This is a genomic window from Ferdinandcohnia sp. FSL W7-1320 (assembly GCF_038050315.1).
In the GTDB taxonomy this organism is placed as follows: Bacteria; Bacillota; Bacilli; order Bacillales; family Bacillaceae_L; genus Ferdinandcohnia; species Ferdinandcohnia aciditolerans.
In genome coordinates this window covers 1,876,410-1,894,439 of record NZ_JBBPAM010000001.1, presented here as the reverse complement: position 1 = coordinate 1,894,439, position 18,030 = coordinate 1,876,410, and the positions used below count along the sequence as shown (strand labels likewise).

Below are 18,030 nucleotides of genomic sequence, written 5' to 3'. Positions count from 1 at the left end.
TGAAACCTCCTCAATTAAGCAGAATAATATTCTGCGCAAATTTAGAATTCCGCAAGCTCTCTCATTGCTTTTTCGACTTTATCCGGGTTCACCATGAAGAATTTTTCCATTGTTGGTGCGTATGGCATGGCAGGTACTTCTGGACCAGCAAGTCGCTTAATTGGTGCATCTAAATCAAATAAACAATTTTCAGCAATGATTGCGGAAACTTCACTTATTATACTTCCTTCTTTATTGTCTTCTGTTAACAGTAAGACTTTGCCCGTCTTAGAAGCTGCTTCAATAATGGCTTCTTTATCAAGCGGATATACGGTACGCAAATCAAGAATATGGGCTTGAATTCCATCCTTTGCAAGACGCTCTGCAGCCTGCAAAGCAAAGTGCACACACAAGCCATACGTAATAACCGTAATATCGTCACCCTCACGCTTCACATCTGCTTTACCAATTGGCAGTACATAGTCATCATCTGGTACTTCGCCTTTAATTAAGCGATAGGCACGTTTATGTTCGAAAAATAAAACTGGGTCTTCATCACGAATAGCTGCCTTTAACAATCCTTTAACATCATAAGGGGTAGATGGCATCACAATTTTCAAGCCGGGTTGGTTTGCAAAAACCGCTTCAACGGATTGCGAATGATAAAGTGCACCATGGACTCCACCACCATACGGAGCACGAATTGTGATTGGACAACTCCAATCATTGTTCGAACGATATCGTATTTTAGCTGCTTCAGAAATGATTTGATTGACTGCAGGCATTATAAAATCTGCAAATTGCATTTCAGCAATAGGTCTCATTCCATACATTGCTGCACCAATTCCAACACCTGCAATGGCTGACTCAGCTAAAGGGGTGTCAATTACCCGTTGCTCCCCAAATTTTTCATATAGTCCATTTGTCGCCTTAAATACTCCACCTTTTTTTCCTACATCCTCACCCATTATAAAGACTTTAGGATCTCGTTCCATTTCTTCACGAATTGCCATTGTTACGGCATCAATATATGAAATTACAGGCATTCTTTTTCCCCCTTACTGTTCAGCGTAAACATATTTTAGAGCATGCTCTGGCTCCGCGTATGGAGCATTTTCTGCATAGTCTGTTGCTTCGTTAACAAGCTTCGCAATACGGTCTACGATTTCCTGTTCTTTTTCCTTATCTAGAACTCCTACTTCCTTTAAATAAGCCGCAAAAGAGAGGATTGGATCATTCTTCTTTGCTTCCGCCACTTCTTCCTGCTCACGATATGCACGATCATCATCATCAGATGAGTGTGCAGTCAGACGATACGAGATCGTCTCAACTAAAGTTGGTCCTTCTCCCCGACGGCCTCTGTCTGCTGCTTCTTTCACAGCTTTATATACTTCAAGTGGATCATTTCCGTCGACAGTTACACCGGGCATTCCATATCCAATAGCCCGATCGGAAATCTTTTCACAAGCTACCTGCTTTTCGTATGGAACAGAAATAGCGTATTTATTATTTTCACACATGAAGATAACAGGTAGTTTGTGGACGGCTGCAAAATTCGCACCTTCATGGAAATCACCTTGGTTAGATGAACCTTCACCGAATGTAACAAAAGTAACTAAATCTTTTCCTTCCATCCTTCCCCCTAGGGCTACACCTACTGCGTGAGGAACTTGTGTAGTAACTGGAGACGAACCCGTTACAATACGGTTTTTCTTTTGACCAAAATGACCAGGCATTTGACGTCCGCCTGAATTTGGGTCTTCAGCCTTTGCGAATGCAGACAACATCAATTCCTTTGCCGTCATTCCAAATGTAAGAACCACTCCCATATCCCGGTAATATGGCAACACATAATCTTTTTCACGTTCAAGGGCAAATGCGGCACCTACTTGTGCTGCTTCTTGACCTTGACAGGAAATAACAAATGGAATTTTACCCGCACGGTTTAATAACCACATTCTTTCATCTATTTTTCTTGCTAAAAGCATGGTTTCATACATTTCAAGAACTGCATCATCACTTAACCCCAATGCTTGATGACGATTTTCGGACATGAAAAGACCTCCTTAAAAAATCATTATTTTCGCAGGTTGGACAAGCCCGCTAATTAAAAAATATTAAAAACAGAACAAAATTATGCGTGTATGGCTTTACCATCAACAGCTAAAGCAGCTTCCCCGATCGCTTCAGACAAAGTTGGATGAGGGTGTATGGTGTGTGCAACCTCCCATGGAGTTGCATCTAGTACTCTTGCTAACCCAGCCTCTGAAATCATATCCGTTACATGTGGCCCGATCATATGAACACCAAGTAAATCGTCAGTAACTTCATCAACAACAAGTTTTACAAATCCATCAGATTCACCAAAAACAAGGGCTTTCCCGATTGCTCTAAATGAAAACTTCCCTACTTTCACTGTGTAACCTTTTTCTTTCGCTTCCTCTTCTGTAAAACCAACACTCGCTACTTCGGGATTACTGTATACACATTTAGAAACCAGTGAATAATCAATCGGCATCGGATTCTCACCAGCAATATGCTCGACCGCTACAATTCCCTCATGGGATGCAACGTGTGCAAGTTGAAGACCACCAATTACGTCTCCAATTGCATAAATATGAGACTCTTTCGTTTGGAAATATTCATTCGTTTTGATATACCCTTTTTCTACAAGAATTTCCGTATTTTCAAGGCCTATATTTTCTACATTTGCTTGTCGGCCTACAGATACAAGAACCTTTTCTGCTGAAAAAGATTTTATTTCGCCTTTTTGCTCAGCTTGAATCGAAATTCCTTCTCCTTTTTCAAGGGTCTCCGGCAATACTTTTGCACCTGTCACAATTTTTACGCCCTTTTTCTTAAGCAGCCGTTGCATTTCCTTTGAAATTTCATGATCCTCGGTTGGAAGAATTCGATTTGCATACTCAAGGACTGTTACTTCAACACCAAAATCGTGCAACATCGATGCCCATTCAATCCCTATTACACCTCCACCAACAATGACTATTGATTTTGGCAAACTCTCCATTTGAAGAGCTTCATCCGAGGTTAAAACGTATTCCCCATCAATTTCAAGTCCAGGTAAAGAACGTGGTCTAGATCCTGTTGCAATAATCACATTTTTAGGAATCAACATTTCATTTTCTTCGCCATTATTCATTTCGACTGAAATTGTCCCAGGCATTGGTGAAAATATAGATGGGCCTAAGATGCGACCATACCCGTCAACAACATCGATTTTCCCTTGTTTCATTAAATGTTGAACACCTTTATATAATTGCTCAGTAATTTTTGCTTTACGTTCCTGTACTTTTGAATAATCTAGTGAAACATCTTTTGTGATAACACCAAATTCTTCACTTCTTTTCGTCGTTGCATACACTTCAGCACTTCTAAGCAGAGCTTTACTTGGGATACATCCTGCATGCAAACAGGTTCCACCAAGCTTACCTTTCTCTACTACTGCCACTTTCAGTCCCAGCTGTGAGGCACGAATGGCAGCTACATAGCCACCGGTCCCGCCTCCTAAAATCACTAAATCATATTCTTTTGACATGATATTCACCTTCTCGCTCCACTTATTTTAAGATGATGTTTAAAAAGTCGGCCGAAAATGACACATCTAATTTCTGCGTTGTCTTGCTTCTCCGTTCCTCACGTATTAACTGCATACGTTCCGGTACTCAAAGCTGCGCCGCCTTGAACTTCTCGGTCCTTTTCAACCTCCATTTTAAACACTTATTTTAAGACCGGGGTTTGAAGTGGTTTCCCTGGATATTCTTTTTCCTTCTCTTCCCCTTGCAGTACACGCAATGCTCCCTCCGCCAGTGCCCTGAGTTCATTTTCTCCTGGCTGGACGATGACATCCGCAATCCAATTTACACGGTTAGAAATTTCGGAAATAAACTCATTTCCATAAGCTAATCCACCGGTTAGAATAATGGCATCTACTCGTCCAGATAAGGCTGCGCTTGCTGCTCCTATTTCTTTGGAGATTTGATAGGCCATTGCCTGGTAAATTAATTTCGCCTTTTCATTACCATGTTTAATCATCTTTTCGACTTCAATTGCATTATTAGTACCAAGATATCCTACCAATCCACCATGACCTACAAGCTTTTTCATGATTTCTTCTCTAAAATATTGACCAGAAAAACAGAGATCGATTAAATCTCCAGCAGGAACTGTCCCAGCACGTTCTGGGCTAAATGGTCCATCACCATGCAACCCATTATTAACGTCCACAACTTTCCCTTGTCTATGGACACCGACAGTAATCCCTCCGCCCATATGAGTGACAATTAAATTTAACTCCTCATACTTTTTTCCGAGATCTTTCGCAATTCTTCGTGCGACTGCCTTTTGATTTAATGCATGAAAAATGCTTCTTCTCTCAATCAAATCAAAGCCCGATATTCTGGCAATTGGCTCAAGCTCATCAACGACAACTGGATCGACAATATATGGAGGTATGTTTAAGCCAGATGCAATTTCATATGCTAATATACCCCCGAGGTTTGAGGCATGCTGGCCCGCGTAACCAATACGCAAATCATGAAGCATCTCATCATTAACTTTGTAAGTCCCACCTTGAATTGGTCTTAACAATCCACCTCTTCCACATACGGCATTTAATTTTGAAATATTTATACCCTCTTTATCTAATGTTTCAAGAATAGTTGTTTTTCGAAATTCATATTGATCAATGATATTTTCATATGCGTCTAGTTCTGATATATCATGTCTAATCGTTTTCTCAAAAACCGAAAGTTCATTATCATATACGCCAATTTTCGTTGATGTCGAACCTGGATTGATAACGAGAATTCGATATTCTTTGTCCTGCAACATTGAAACCTCCATCTGCTTAAGGCTGTGCTTCGTTTGTTTTGCATTCATGTTTGCATCTTAATGAAGGTAAAAAGGAGGAAAAGCTTTGCTTAAGCCTTCCCCCACTACAAGCCTTTACTTTCTGCGACTTAAAATGTGGTGCCCGTTTTGTAAAAACTGGCTTCTAGAGTTTCTCATTCTTTCAATACGTTCTTCTGCCAATCGATCGGCAGCTTGGTAGGTAGGAATACCGTCTCTTTTTGCAATTTCAATGACCTTGGCAATTGTGTCATATATGAGTTCCACCTTTTTAAGAGCACGGTCTTGGTTGTAACCATATAATTCATCTGCAACATTGATGACTCCACCAGCATTAATAACATAATCTGGAGCGTAAACGATACCTAATTCATGTATCGTGTCACCATGACGAGGTTCTTTTAACTGATTGTTTGCAGACCCAGCAATAACCTTTGCTTTTAATTGTGGAATTGTCTCATCATTTACTGTGGCACCGAGTGCACAAGGAGCATAAATATCGCAATCCACCCCATAAATGTCGTTAGGGTCCACTGCTTTGGCACCAAAATCTCTTACCGCACGGTCTACTGCTTCTTTATTAATATCTGTTACGATTAGATTTGCCCCTTCTTCATGAAGGTATTTACAAAGTGTGTACGCCACATTTCCTACACCTTGAACAGCTACTATCTTTCCTTCAAGTGAATCCGAACCAAATGCTTCTTTTGCAGCTGCCTTCATACCGCGGTATACACCAAATGCAGTAACCGGAGATGGGTTTCCTGAAGATCCAAACGCTGGTGAGATACCTGTTACAAAATCTGTTTCTTCGTGAATAATATCCATATCTGCAACTGTAGTACCAACATCTTCAGCAGTGATGTATCGGCCATTTAGCCCTTGGATATAACGTCCAAATGCACGGAACATTTCTTCATTTTTATCTTTACGTGGGTCACCAATTATAACTGTTTTACCTCCACCTAAATTTAATCCTGCAGCAGCATTTTTATAGGTCATACCTTTCGCTAATCTGAGCGAATCCTCAATTGCAGCTTCCTCTGAAGCATATGTCCACATACGTGTTCCACCAAGTGCTGGACCCAACGTTGTATCGTGAATAGCAATAATTGCCTTTAGTCCAGATTGTTTGTCCTGACAAAATACTAATTGTTCATAATCATATTTTTCCATGTAAGAAAAGATTTCCATTTGTATGTTCCTCCCAAGATTGACTAAAAGTTGATTACTTACTGGCAGAGCAAACAGCCAATGCCAATGAATATAATTTGCTTTTTGCAGAATCGGCTCTAGAAGTTAATACAATTGGGGCACGAGCACCCGCAATAACAGCCCCAACTTCTGCTTTTGCAAAATAGACTAATGATTTATATAATGCATTTCCAACTTCTATCGTTGGAACTAGCAAAATATCAGCCTGTCCAGCCACTTCACTCGCGATTCCTTTATGCACTGCTGCTGAAATAGAGATAGCGTTATCGAGCGCCAACGGTCCATCGACGACACAATTAGGAATTTGTCCGCGATGATTCATTTGGGTTAAAACTGCTGCATCCAATGTTGACTGCATTGAAGGATTAACCACTTCAACGGCCGCAATTGGTGCAACTTTTGGTAATGAGATACCGATTGAATTTGCCACTTTTACGGCATTAGTTAAAATCTGTATCTTTTCCTGAAGTTCCGGAGATATATTCATCGCCGCATCCGTAACGATGATAAGACGATCGTAATCTGGCACCTCAAATACAGCAACGTGTGATAGGATATTACCTGTCCGCAGTCCATATTCTTTATTCAAAACTGCCTTTAGAATAGTCGCGGTTGGAATATTTCCTTTCATTAGCACATCTGCTTCTCCTGAATGTACAGCTTTAACCGCAGCCACTGCCGCCTCTTCTTTTGAAGAGATATTTACTACAACAACTGCCTCTTGTCCTAATTCATATCCCCCTTTTAAAGAAAGGATTTGTTCAATTTTTTCTTTATTACCAAACAATAAAAATCGGGAAAGCTTATTTTTTACGGCTTCTACTACAGCTTCAAGTACTTCTTCATCCTCAGCAGCTGCAACTGCAACGGTCACTTGTGATTGTTCGGCTGCAATATTAATAAGATCACTAAGTTTCATTTAAACTTTACCTTCTTTTCAATCAAAATTCCCTTTGTTACACCTTTTTATTATGCAATTATCGTGCCAACATATTATTTTGTAAGCGCTTTATTTCATTTACTTTCTCTTAATATTTTTGTGCAAATTCCTGCATACTTTGCAAATTATTGCGTGCTTTAATTTGCAAGATTATATTTTTCCAACTTATAATACAGGCTTCTTAGGGAAATCCCTAATGATTTAGCAGCTGCTGTTTTATTTCCGCCATTTAACCTTAATACTTCTTCAATTACTTCTGCTTCGTATTTTTCTACTAATTCCGTTAGTGGAACATCCTTAATTTCAGTCTCAGCTAACAATTGTTTGGTAGGAGCCTTCTCACTCAAACTATGTAATGGCTGTACATGTTTTATATCAATTAGTCTTTCCTGATAGTTCATAAAGATTACAGCTCTACCTAAGACATTCTCAAGCTCCCTAACATTCCCTGGCCAGTCATATTGATACAAATAATTGATTGCACCCTCAGTTAGTCCTTCGACTGTCCGACCATAATCCTGATTAATTTTATGCAGCAAATGTTCTGCTAGTGGTTTAATATCTTGTTTTCGCATACGCAATGAAGGGATATAAATCGGAATTTTATTTAAACGATAGTAGAGATCTTCTCTAAATGTTCCGTTGCCAATTCCTTTTTCTAAATTCACATTCGTTGCTGCAATAATTCTTACATCAATTGGTATTGGTTTTGTTCCACCAACTCGAACTATCTCTCGTTCCTGCAACACCCTTAGTAATTTGGCCTGGGTATTTAAGGACATCTCTCCAATTTCATCTAAGAAAATACTGCCATTGTTCGCTTCCTCAAAAATACCTCGTTTGCCACCACGTTTAGCTCCTGAAAACGCTCCTTCCTCATATCCAAAAAGCTCACTTTCTAACAGCGATTCAGAAATAGCAGCACAATTCACACGGACGAACTTATTAAATTTTCGTTTACTTTCATTATGTATTGCATGTGCAAATAACTCCTTACCCGTTCCCGATTCTCCTCTAAGTAAAACCGTAGCAGGAGTTTTTGCACCAAGTTTTGCTTGTTCAATAGCAAATTCCATTTCTTCAGATGAACCTATGATATCGTCGAACGTATATTTCGCTTCAAGTGAACGAATGATATGTCTGGCTCGATTTAATTCAGATGTTAATTGACTTATTTCAGATACATCATGAATGACACCAACACTACCCTTAAGCTTTCCATCCACAATGATCGGTGCAACATTAACAATTACATCTTTTTCGTGAGGCCCTACCTTCATGCGGGCACCTCTTACAGCTCTTCTTGTTTTCAAAACCTGCATGTGCATACTCTCGCCTTCAGATATATCTGCATTTGCGGGTTTTCCAATTACCTGCTCTTTTTCTAGTCCAGTGATCCGAGTGTATGCGCGATTAATTAATATTCCTCTTCCATCTTCATCAACAACCGAAATGGCTTCTTCAGAGGATTGAATAATTGCTTCGAGCATTGTTTGTATCTCTTTTAAATTTGTAATTTCTTCAGCAAGATTTACTACCTCGGTAATATCTTTAAAAACAGCAAATGCTCCTAATAACATCCCCGATTCATTGACCATCGGAATTCGGGTTGTAATAATCTTACGTCCATTTTTCAGGACGAATTCTTGGTTGACCTCAATGGCTCTTGTCGTAAGTATTTCAGGTAATCTGCTATCAGGAATACACTCATATATATGTTTTCCAATTGCTTCTTCCTTCGTGACACCAATCATCTTTGATGCACTGTTGTTTAGTAAGATGACTTGGCTATCAATATTGATGACAATCATTCCATCATGGGTTGAATCTAAGATCAAATCGACCATAACTTTCTGCATAACCACAGTCACCCCCTAACAAATATGTAAACCATGCAATATTTTACATACTCCCATTACTCTCTTTGCAAAATAGTGCACACTTATATAATAACCTTAATTCTCCATCTTGACAAATTTTATTAATGACTTACATTTATATATAGGTCGTTTTTATTGAAAGGATTTTTGATATGCAACGTATACTAGCTCTAATAGTGCTATTAATACCAGGAGTTATTGCAGGGGTTGGAATTAAATTTATGAGGGATATGTTTTTCGGTGTCTTACACAGCCCTATTCCATCCTTAATGCTACAATTTATTATTGGCCTTATTTTCTTTTTAGCAGGTCTCTCATTTATTGGCGGATTCATTTTACACCGTGACCGGAAAAGAAATAAAGTTCAGGAAAAATTTCAAAACGAAAGTTCACCTGCTGGCGAGCAAAATAAATAATCCTGCTTTTTATAAGCAGGATTTTTTACATGTTTATTTATTACATTGTTATTTTGTTAAAGCTAACGCTTTTTTCGGATAATCTGTGATGATCGCGGAACAACCAAAATCTATAAGTTGCTTCATCTTTTTCTCATCATTTATTGTAAAAGGGCGTACAGCAATACCATTCAGCTTCGATTCTTCAACTATTTCCTTATTTATCGTCTGGTGATATGGATGAATGCCGTTCGTCTTAAGACGTTTTGCATAATCCCACGGCTTATAAATACCTTCCATATACAAAATGGCAAGTTCAATTTTAGTTGAAATGCGTCTACACTTAACTAAGCTATAATGATTAAAACTTGATAAAACAATTCGATTTTCCAGACCATAGTCACGAATCATCTTCAAGGTCTTTTCTTCTATACCCTTATACGAAACTAACCCGGTCTTAAATTCCACGTTTATTAGCAACTGGTTTGATTTTGCCCAATCAAATACCTCTTCAAGTGTCGGAATTTCACAAAAACCATACTTATCCTTAAACTTGTAGCTTACATCCATTTTTTTGATTTGTTTTAATGTATAATCTTTAACCCAGCCCTTATGTTTTCCATTCGTAGTACGATTAACGGTTTCATCATGGATGACCACAATGACTCCATCCTTTGTCATTTGAATATCTAACTCAATCCCATCTGCTCCAACCCTAGCCGCTTCTTTAAACGATATCATTGTATTTTCCGGGTGTGTTCCGGCAGAACCTCTATGACCAAAAATTTTCGTTTTCATCATTGATATTCTCCTTTTTTTGGTATACTTCCATTATAGTGTAATTTTAGTAAAGGGAGAACCAAATATGAGACCATTGCAAATTTCTGCTGAAACAGCAATCCGTTTATCAAAAGCCCTAAATGTTCCGATTGAGCAAATCATGCATATGCCACAACATATTCTTGTACAAAAAATGATGGAGCTGGAGAAAGCCGAAAAAGAAGACAAATAAGAAAAACACCGTTTCCTCTTGGAAACGGTGTTTTTCTATCATATAACAAATAATAAGTTCAGTTGTAGTTATTCCTTACCCTCTCAAGAAGCTTTATGCTCAAGACGGAGCTTATCTGCTACCATTGCAATAAATTCTGAGTTTGTTGGTTTTGCTTTTGACATACTTACTGTATAACCAAAAAGACTAGAAATAGAATCGATATTGCCTCGACTCCATGCAACTTCGATTGCATGACGAATCGCACGCTCAACACGGCTTGCAGTTGTATTGAATTTCTTTGCAATGTCAGGATAAAGTACCTTTGTAATTGATCCTAATAATTCGATATCATTGTATACCATCGAGATTGCTTCTCTTAGGTAAAGATATCCTTTAATATGCGCAGGAACCCCAATTTCATGAATAATACTAGTAATGCTCGCATCTAAATTTTTCGGACTATTTTCCGTACGAACAACATTGCTTCCAGAATTACGTTTAATAATCGGGGCAGTCTTTCCGCTTACTTGACGAATTCGACTTGCAAGGTTTTCCATATCAAATGGCTTGAGAATAAAATACGCAGCACCTAAATCGACAGCTTTCTTCGTCACATCCTCTTGACCAAATGCTGTTAACATGATGACATTTGGCTGTTTTTCAAGATTTAATTCACGGAGCCTCTCTAATACTGCTAGGCCATCTAGATGAGGCATAATAATATCTAAAACGAGAACGTCTGGTTGTTTATCTTGAAGCATGTTTAGGCAATCCTGACCGTTATACGCAACACCTAATACTTCGATATCATCTTGGCTTGATAAATATTCATCAAGTAAATTAACCAGTTCTCTATTATCATCAACCACACAAACTTTAATTTTCTTCACTCTATTTCCTCCTCAAGCTTAAATCCAGAAAATTTGTATATATTCTTATTCTAAAGAAAGAATTCGACAATGCAATAAGAATTCCTTTAATTTTTTAAAAAAATAGGAAAATTTTATTGAAAAATAAATTATTCTCCATTATACTGAAGTATTCGACTAAAAACGCCAATATTTATTGATGAAATTTGGGTTTTGTCGAAAAATCTTTATGCCCTATTTATTATATAAGCTGAATCAAAATTTGGCGATATCTTTTATAGAAATGAACAAGAAAAGGCAAGCATTAGCTCGCCTTTTTTTGTTCTTTTTTATAAATATCAATTCCCGCCTCACTTAGCATCCACTCAATATGAACACCATATCCGCTAGTTGGGTCATTTACAAATACATGTGTAACGGCTCCAATTAGTTTACCGTCTTGAATAATTGGGCTACCGCTCATACCTTGGACGATACCGCCTGTTTTTTCTAATAGGCGTTTATCTGTTATCTTAACAACCATTCCTTTTGTAGCAGGAATTTTTTGAGGAACCGCACTTACAATTTCAATATCAAATTCCTCAACTTTATCATCTTCAACAACCGTTAAAATCTTCGCTGGCCCTGGTTTTACTTGGTGTGAAAGTGCAATTGGCAACGGCTTATCCATAATGCCATTATTCACTTGTTTATTTAATTCACCAAAAATGCCAAATGGACTATTACGTTTGATGTTCCCGATAATTTCTTTATCTGCTGAAAAACGCGCAAGCTTTTCACCAGGATCACCATTACTTCCTTTTTCAATCGAGGTAACAGTAGATCTAACAATTTGGCCATCCGATACGACAATAGGTTCTTTAGTATCCATATCTGAGATAACATGTCCTAATGCCCCGTACTTTTTCGTTTCCGGATGGTAGAAGGTCATAGTTCCTATACCCGCAGCTGAATCCCGTATATAAAGACCAATTCGATAAGCTTCATCGTTCTTATCCTTTAATGGCATGAGCTTTGCCTTTATATCTTCGTTGTCGCGAACAATTACAAGGTTTAACGGTTCTCCTGTCTTACCCGATTCTTGAACAAATGGTCCAACATCACTCATCTTTTCGATTTTCTTACCATTAATCTCTTTAATAATATCGCCAACCTCTACTCCAGCAATCTCACCTGGGGATTTTTTCCCATCTGCTGTTTCGATTTGGTGATGCCCAACAACCAAAACACCTAGTGTATTGAGTTTAACACCTATTGACTGTCCGCCAGGTATCACCTTAAAATCAGATAAAACATTTACATTAACCTTTTTTACGGGAATACCTGCTAATTCAACCATCATCTCACCTTCACCGCTTTCATTTGCAGCAACTGAGATTTGTTTGTTCTCCACCGCTGATGAAAAGGCAAAATTGGCATTATTAGTAGTTGTTGTGACTGGTAGTGAGGATTGGACTGTAAAATCTTGGCCTTCAAACAAAGTAAGTTGTAATGGAATTTCTAAATATTCTTTTACCGGCTTATAAAAACCTAAAGCCATTATTGAAACAAGGAGAAATGTACCGATTATATATCTAATTTTATCTATTTTCATTTATTTTTCACTCTCCTCGCTCCTATCCCACGCCATAAATCAAACCACTACTAAAAGAGGTGACTTGACTCACTAATAAAGTTTTTATGGCTACATTCTATAATTTGGCCTTTCAAGGCCACATTTATAACCACTTCGAGATTAAAAAAGCTACCCAATTTGGATAGCATTACAAATAAAAATTGCTTCTCATTTTGTATATCATAAATACATTAGTGGTTTACCATCTGTCTTGCATGTTTGCTTTCCTTCGCAAGTTTTAATAATTCCTGTGCATGTTCCTTTGTTAAATCCGTTATTTCGACCCCGGAAATCATTCTACTTATTTCTTTTACTTTGGCATCCTCATCCAATGGTGTTACGGATGTCATTGTTCTTCCTTGTACAGTCTCTTTGGATATAAACAAATGGGTATCTGCCATAGCTGCAACCTGCGGGAGATGGGAAATACAAAGTACTTGTGAACCTATTGAAATACCATGAATTTTTTCGGCGATTGCTTGTGCAACACGCCCACTAACCCCTGTATCAACCTCATCAAAAATAATGGATGTAACACCTTGATGTTTCGAAAAGATACCTTTTATGGCAAGCATAATCCTCGATAACTCTCCACCTGAGGCAATTTTTGCTAAAGGTTTAAGTGGTTCACCGGGATTTGTCGAAATGTAAAATTCAATATCATCTTTCCCATTTGGAGTGAATTTAATAGTCGAATCCTCAAAAAAGTTAATATCAAATTTTGCTTTTTCCATATATAGCTCTTTTAATTCCTGTTTAATTTTATGAATTAGTTCTTTTGCTAATTTTTTTCGAAGGTTTGAGATATTTTCAGCCTCAAGCTTCACATCCTCTAGTACTGACTCAAGTTCTTCTTTAATCTTTCCGATATGTTGCTCGCGATTTTGAATAGTATCGACTTCATCCTCTATTTTTGCTGCGTATTCGAGAATTTCCTCAACAGTATGTCCATATTTTCGCTTTAATTGAGCAATTTCATTTAAACGACCTTCAATATAGTCAAGTCTTGCAGGATCATATTCTAATTCGTCTAATTGAGTTCTGATTTTATAGGAGATTTCCTCTAACAAATAGAAGCTATTGGAGATGGTCTCATGGATATTTTTTAATTCTTTATCAATATCCATAATATCTTCTGCATGATTCATGGCTAACCCAACCCAGTCAAGTCCTTTTTGGTCACCATGTAGCGCATTATAACTATTTTGTAACGCTTTGAAGATTTTTTCGTAATTTGAAATCTTTCTTCTTTCCTCAGTTAATTCCACATCTTCATTCGGTTGCAAATTTGCATTGCCAATTTCATTTAATTGAAATTGAATTAAATCAAGTCGATGGGCCATTTCCTGTTCATTTTCATTAAAGCTTTTTAACCTTTGCTTTACTTGTAGATAGCTTTTATAAACCTCTTGATAGGCCCTTAATGCTTGTTCAAGTAATTTTCCACCGTATTGATCCAGCATATGAATATGTTGTTCCTGATTCATTAAATCTTGGTGTTCATGTTGACCATGGATATCGATTAATGTTCTGCCAAACTCACGAAGAATCGAAATGGTGACGAGTTTTCCGTTAATTCTACAGACACTTTTCCCTGATTTAGATATATCCCTACGTAAAACAATCATTCCCTCGCTAATTTCAATCCCAAACTCTTCAGCTTTTGCATAACAGGGGTGATTGTTATTATCGATTAAAAATAGCCCCTCTATTTCCGCTCGGTCTTCGCCATATCGTACAAATTCAACAGAGCCTCTTCCGCCCACCAATAAATGGACAGCATCAATTATGATGGACTTTCCCGCTCCTGTTTCACCCGTTAGAACTGTCAATCCTTTTTCTAATGAAACCGAAAGAGACTCAATAATGGCAAAGTTCTTTATTGATAATTCTGCTAACAATTCCTACACCTCCTAATTCCACTCTCTCCCTTAGAGCATGTCTAGGAATCGATTTGAAACTGTTTCTGTTTGTTCTGGAGTTTTACAGATAATTAAGATGGTGTCATCGCCACAAATTGTACCTAAAATTTCTTCCCAATCTAAATGGTCGATTAATGCACCGATCGCATTTGCATTCCCCGGAAGGGTTTTCATCACAAGCATATGCCCCGCTGAGTCGATTTTCACAAAAGCATCCATTAATGAACGTTTTAATTTTTGTAGCGGATTAAAACGTTGATCAGCTGGTAGACTATATTTATAACGGCCATCAATCATTGGTACCTTTACCAAATGAAGTTCTTTAATATCCCGGGATACAGTCGCTTGTGTGATGTTATATCCCTCACTTTTTAGAATATCGACAATTTCATCTTGTGTTTCTATATCATTGCTCGTGATAATTTCACGAATTTTTATATGTCTTTGCCCTTTATTCATTGTGACTTCCTCTCTCTCAAACTTTGTTTTATTACCTCCTATGTTAGCCGATTCTGACAGAATTGTACATTTTTTTTAATGAGTTATTGGGTTTTCAATATGTATAGCGTAATATCATTTCTTCATGAAGAAAGAGGACAGCACTACGGCTATCCCCTCTATTATTTATCATTTTTTAAATTTGCATGTGCACTTTGTACGATCTCCTGCTCAGAAATAGGTAACTTGTTTTCGCCCTTCTCAGCCGGACCATTCCAGCGCAAATGGAGTAAAAATTCGATATTTCCTTCTCCACCTGTGATTGGCGAATACGACAAATTAATGCAATCATACCCTTCTTTTAAGGAAAACTCAATGATATGCGTAAGGACCGCCTCATGGGTTTTCGGTTCACGTACGATCCCTTTTTTACCAACCTGCTCTTTACCTGCCTCAAATTGTGGTTTTACAAGCGCCACAACGTCACTATTCGGAACTAGGAGCGTTTTTAAAACAGGCAGAATTAAACGCAAAGAGATAAACGAAACATCAATTGTCGCAAACTCAGGTAGACCGCTTTGTAGGTCAGCTGGTGTTACATATCGAAAATTAGTTCGTTCCATAACGACGACACGTTCATCTTGTCTGAGTTTCCAGGCAAGCTGATTGTAGCCAACATCAAGGGCATATGATTTTTTGACTCCATTTTGAAGTGCACAATCCGTAAAACCACCAGTTGAGGAGCCTACATCAATCATAATTTTATCCTTGATGTTTAAATTAAAATCTTTAATGGCTTTTTCAAGCTTTAACCCACCTCTGCTGACATAAGGAATGACATTCCCTTTCACAACAAGTGGTATATCAATTTCTACTTTTTCTCCTGGCTTATCAAGTCGTTCTTCATTTGAATACACGAGACCAGCCATAATGGATCGTTTTGCTTTTTCTCTTGTTTCGATTAATCCGCGTTCAACCAACAAAACATCGAGTCTTTCTTTTTTTGTACCCATGTCTACACTCTTTTCTGTTTCTTAGGTACGAGATTGTGTATGCGCTCAACCACATTCTCAGTTGTCATGCCAATTTCATGCAACAGATCATTTACATTTCCATGCTCAATAAATTGGTCAGGAATGCCCATTCGGTCGATTGATGCATTTTGATATCCATGTTCTTGAGCAAATTCAAGAACTGCACTTCCAAATCCACCCATTAATACGGACTCCTCAATTGTTAAAACTGGAAGGCTTGACCCTAAGATTTGGTGCATCATATCATTATCGAGTGGTTTAATAAAACGGGCATTGACCACTCTTACAGATATATCTTCTTTTTCAAGTCGCTCTGCTGCTTCTAAGGCCATTGGAATCGTAGTACCAAACGTAAGAATTACAGCATCTGTACCTGGTTTTATAATTTCCCATGTACCGATAGGAATAACCTTAAGTTCTTCATCCATGTCGACTCCAAGTCCATTTCCTCTTGCATATCTTAAAGCAATTGGACCATCATCATATTGAATCGCAGTATTCACCATGTGCTGACCTTCATTTTCATCCTTTGGCATCATAAGGACCATATTTGGGATATGTCTTAAGAAAGGAATATCAAACACACCTTGATGTGTTTCTCCATCTGCCCCTACTAAACCTGAGCGGTCAATTCCAATGAACACATTTAGATTTTGGCGGCATATGTCATGCACAACCTGGTCATAAGCTCTTTGCAAGAAGGTCGAATAAATCGCTAAGAAAGGCTTCATATCTTGCGTTGCCAGACCTGCAGCCATCGTAGTTGCATGCTGTTCTGCAATTCCCACGTCGAACATTCTGTCAGGGAATTCCTTTGCAAACTTTTCGAGTTTTGAACCTACAGGCATTGCAGGTGTTATTGCAACAATTCGATTATCATTTTTAGCTAACTTCCGGACGGTTTCACTAATAACAGCACTCCATGCAGGAGGTGGATTTACAGGCTTAACGAAATCCCCTGTTTCAATTTTATAAGGACCTGTTCCATGCCATGTACCCACTTTATCTGTTTCCGCAGGGGTGTAACCCTTCCCTTTTTTGGTAATTACATGAACCAATACTGGCCCCTTTGTTTTCTTTGCGTATTCTAGTGTCTCAAATAAATCCTCATAATTATGTCCATCAATTGGCCCTAGGTATGTAAAACCTAGTTCCTCAAAGAAAACTCCAGACACAAGCAAATATTTCAGGCTGTCCTTGATACGCTCAGCGGTTGAAGCAAGCTTACCACCTACAGCTGGAATTTTTTTAAGTAAATACTCAAGTTCATCTTTTACCCAGTTGTATTTACCCGCTGTACGCAGCCTTGCGAGTACATTATGAAGTGCACCAACATTTGGTGCAATTGACATCTCATTATCGTTTAAAATGACAATCATATCTTTCTTTTCATGTCCGATATGATTTAATGCTTCTAATGCCATTCCACCTGTTAAGGCACCATCACCAATTATCGGAACGATAAATTCTTTAGTTCCTTTAATATCTCGTGCAGCAGCCATTCCCATAGCAGCGGAAAGACTGGTTGAGCTATGTCCAGTTTCCCAAACGTCATGCTCACTTTCAATCCGTTTCGGAAACCCACATAGCCCTTTATATTGTCGCAATGTATCAAATTCACAAGCCCGACCTGTCAAAATTTTGTGTACATAGGACTGATGCCCAACATCCCAAATGAATTTATCCTTTGGGCTATCAAATTCCTTATGTAAAGCGATTGTTAATTCAACCACCCCAAGATTTGGACCAATATGTCCACCTGTCTTGGAAAGCTTTTCAATTAAAAATTGACGGATATCCTGACTAAGTTTATTTAATTCATCTATAGACATATTTTTTAGGAACTTAGGGTCTTTAATACTTAGAAGATCCAAAGGATT

16 protein-coding genes are annotated in these 18,030 nt (G+C 38.1%); 2 read left to right on the top strand and 14 right to left on the bottom strand.

Annotated features, from left to right (window positions below):
* Positions 1-41: 41 nt before the first annotated feature.
* The 7 genes from NST91_RS09510 to NST91_RS09480 all read right to left on the bottom strand — a co-directional run bounded on the left by NST91_RS09510 (position 42) and on the right by NST91_RS09480 (position 8,862).
* Positions 42-1,025 carry an alpha-ketoacid dehydrogenase subunit beta gene (locus tag NST91_RS09510; protein ID WP_341330930.1) on the bottom strand — a complete coding sequence of 328 codons (984 nt, stop codon included), beginning with the start codon at positions 1,023-1,025 and terminating at the stop codon, positions 42-44.
* Positions 1,026-1,037: 12 nt separating this feature from the next.
* Positions 1,038-2,033: a thiamine pyrophosphate-dependent dehydrogenase E1 component subunit alpha gene (locus NST91_RS09505; protein WP_341330929.1), complete on the bottom strand. Its 996-nt coding sequence runs from the start codon at positions 2,031-2,033 to the stop codon at positions 1,038-1,040.
* An 80-nt stretch (positions 2,034-2,113) separates the two neighbouring features.
* Positions 2,114-3,535 carry a dihydrolipoyl dehydrogenase gene (gene lpdA / locus NST91_RS09500; RefSeq protein ID WP_341330928.1) on the bottom strand — a complete coding sequence of 474 codons (1,422 nt, stop codon included), beginning with the start codon at positions 3,533-3,535 and terminating at the stop codon, positions 2,114-2,116.
* 182 nt (positions 3,536-3,717) lie between these two features.
* On the bottom strand, positions 3,718-4,842 hold the full coding sequence (gene buk, locus NST91_RS09495; protein WP_440273434.1) for a butyrate kinase: 1,125 nt from the start codon (positions 4,840-4,842) through the stop codon (positions 3,718-3,720).
* 102 nt (positions 4,843-4,944) lie between these two features.
* Complete coding sequence (gene bcd, locus NST91_RS09490; protein WP_341330927.1) at positions 4,945-6,042, bottom strand: branched-chain amino acid dehydrogenase; 1,098 nt, start codon at positions 6,040-6,042, stop codon at positions 4,945-4,947.
* Between the two features lie 34 nt (positions 6,043-6,076).
* The gene (yqiS, locus tag NST91_RS09485) at positions 6,077-6,982 is read right to left on the bottom strand and encodes a phosphate butyryltransferase (RefSeq protein ID WP_341330926.1); all 906 of its coding nucleotides are present in this window, start codon (positions 6,980-6,982) and stop codon (positions 6,077-6,079) included.
* A gap of 158 nt (positions 6,983-7,140) precedes the next feature.
* Positions 7,141-8,862, bottom strand: coding sequence for a sigma 54-interacting transcriptional regulator (locus NST91_RS09480; protein WP_341330925.1), 1,722 nt, complete (start codon positions 8,860-8,862; stop codon positions 7,141-7,143).
* A gap of 173 nt (positions 8,863-9,035) precedes the next feature.
* Here NST91_RS09480 and NST91_RS09475 point away from each other — a divergent pair, with 173 nt between their 5' ends.
* The gene (locus NST91_RS09475; protein ID WP_099351839.1) at positions 9,036-9,299 is read left to right on the top strand and encodes a DUF2627 domain-containing protein; all 264 of its coding nucleotides are present in this window, start codon (positions 9,036-9,038) and stop codon (positions 9,297-9,299) included.
* Positions 9,300-9,347: 48 nt separating this feature from the next.
* On the opposite strand, the gene NST91_RS09470 is transcribed toward NST91_RS09475, so the two are convergent.
* Positions 9,348-10,076 carry a glycerophosphodiester phosphodiesterase gene (locus tag NST91_RS09470; protein ID WP_341333519.1) on the bottom strand — a complete coding sequence of 243 codons (729 nt, stop codon included), beginning with the start codon at positions 10,074-10,076 and terminating at the stop codon, positions 9,348-9,350.
* 67 nt (positions 10,077-10,143) lie between these two features.
* On the opposite strand from NST91_RS09470, the gene NST91_RS09465 reads away from it, so the two are divergent.
* A complete protein-coding gene (locus tag NST91_RS09465; protein ID WP_309101019.1) occupies positions 10,144-10,290 on the top strand; it encodes a YycC family protein in 147 nt (48 codons plus the stop codon).
* 83 nt (positions 10,291-10,373) lie between these two features.
* On the opposite strand, the gene spo0A is transcribed toward NST91_RS09465, so the two are convergent.
* The 6 genes from spo0A to dxs all read right to left on the bottom strand — a co-directional run bounded on the left by spo0A (position 10,374) and on the right by dxs (position 18,024).
* Positions 10,374-11,162 (bottom strand): sporulation transcription factor Spo0A, encoded by a 789-nt coding sequence (spo0A, locus tag NST91_RS09460; protein WP_121447884.1) that lies wholly within the window; start codon positions 11,160-11,162, stop codon positions 10,374-10,376.
* Between the two features lie 283 nt (positions 11,163-11,445).
* Positions 11,446-12,735, bottom strand: coding sequence for a SpoIVB peptidase (gene spoIVB, locus NST91_RS09455; protein WP_341330924.1), 1,290 nt, complete (start codon positions 12,733-12,735; stop codon positions 11,446-11,448).
* Positions 12,736-12,947: 212 nt separating this feature from the next.
* Entirely contained in the window at positions 12,948-14,657 is a 1,710-nt protein-coding gene (gene recN / locus NST91_RS09450) for a DNA repair protein RecN (RefSeq protein ID WP_341330923.1), read from the bottom strand.
* A gap of 30 nt (positions 14,658-14,687) precedes the next feature.
* Positions 14,688-15,137: a transcriptional regulator AhrC/ArgR gene (ahrC, locus tag NST91_RS09445; protein ID WP_099351844.1), complete on the bottom strand. Its 450-nt coding sequence runs from the start codon at positions 15,135-15,137 to the stop codon at positions 14,688-14,690.
* A gap of 161 nt (positions 15,138-15,298) precedes the next feature.
* Complete coding sequence (locus NST91_RS09440) at positions 15,299-16,129, bottom strand: TlyA family RNA methyltransferase (RefSeq protein ID WP_341330922.1); 831 nt, start codon at positions 16,127-16,129, stop codon at positions 15,299-15,301.
* A gap of 2 nt (positions 16,130-16,131) precedes the next feature.
* The gene (dxs, locus tag NST91_RS09435; RefSeq protein ID WP_341330921.1) at positions 16,132-18,024 is read right to left on the bottom strand and encodes a 1-deoxy-D-xylulose-5-phosphate synthase; all 1,893 of its coding nucleotides are present in this window, start codon (positions 18,022-18,024) and stop codon (positions 16,132-16,134) included.
* Positions 18,025-18,030: the final 6 nt, after the last annotated feature.

Bases quoted from the DNA above. Each gene is read 5' to 3' on its own strand.
- NST91_RS09480 (WP_341330925.1), bottom strand. From the start codon at position 8,862: ATGCAGAAAGTTATGGTCGATTTGATCTTAGATTCAACCCATGATGGA.
- lpdA (WP_341330928.1), bottom strand. From the start codon at position 3,535: ATGTCAAAAGAATATGATTTAGTGATTTTAGGAGGCGGGACCGGTGGC.
- NST91_RS09505 (WP_341330929.1), bottom strand. From the start codon at position 2,033: ATGTCCGAAAATCGTCATCAAGCATTGGGGTTAAGTGATGATGCAGTT.
- spoIVB (WP_341330924.1), bottom strand. From the start codon at position 12,735: ATGAAAATAGATAAAATTAGATATATAATCGGTACATTTCTCCTTGTT.
- buk (WP_440273434.1), bottom strand. From the start codon at position 4,842: ATGGAGGTTTCAATGTTGCAGGACAAAGAATATCGAATTCTCGTTATC.
- NST91_RS09475 (WP_099351839.1), top strand. From the start codon at position 9,036: ATGCAACGTATACTAGCTCTAATAGTGCTATTAATACCAGGAGTTATT.
- NST91_RS09440 (WP_341330922.1), bottom strand. From the start codon at position 16,129: ATGGGTACAAAAAAAGAAAGACTCGATGTTTTGTTGGTTGAACGCGGA.
- ahrC (WP_099351844.1), bottom strand. From the start codon at position 15,137: ATGAATAAAGGGCAAAGACATATAAAAATTCGTGAAATTATCACGAGC.
- bcd (WP_341330927.1), bottom strand. From the start codon at position 6,042: ATGGAAATCTTTTCTTACATGGAAAAATATGATTATGAACAATTAGTA.
- NST91_RS09465 (WP_309101019.1), top strand. From the start codon at position 10,144: ATGAGACCATTGCAAATTTCTGCTGAAACAGCAATCCGTTTATCAAAA.
- yqiS (WP_341330926.1), bottom strand. From the start codon at position 6,982: ATGAAACTTAGTGATCTTATTAATATTGCAGCCGAACAATCACAAGTG.
- NST91_RS09510 (WP_341330930.1), bottom strand. From the start codon at position 1,025: ATGCCTGTAATTTCATATATTGATGCCGTAACAATGGCAATTCGTGAA.
- NST91_RS09470 (WP_341333519.1), bottom strand. From the start codon at position 10,076: ATGAAAACGAAAATTTTTGGTCATAGAGGTTCTGCCGGAACACACCCG.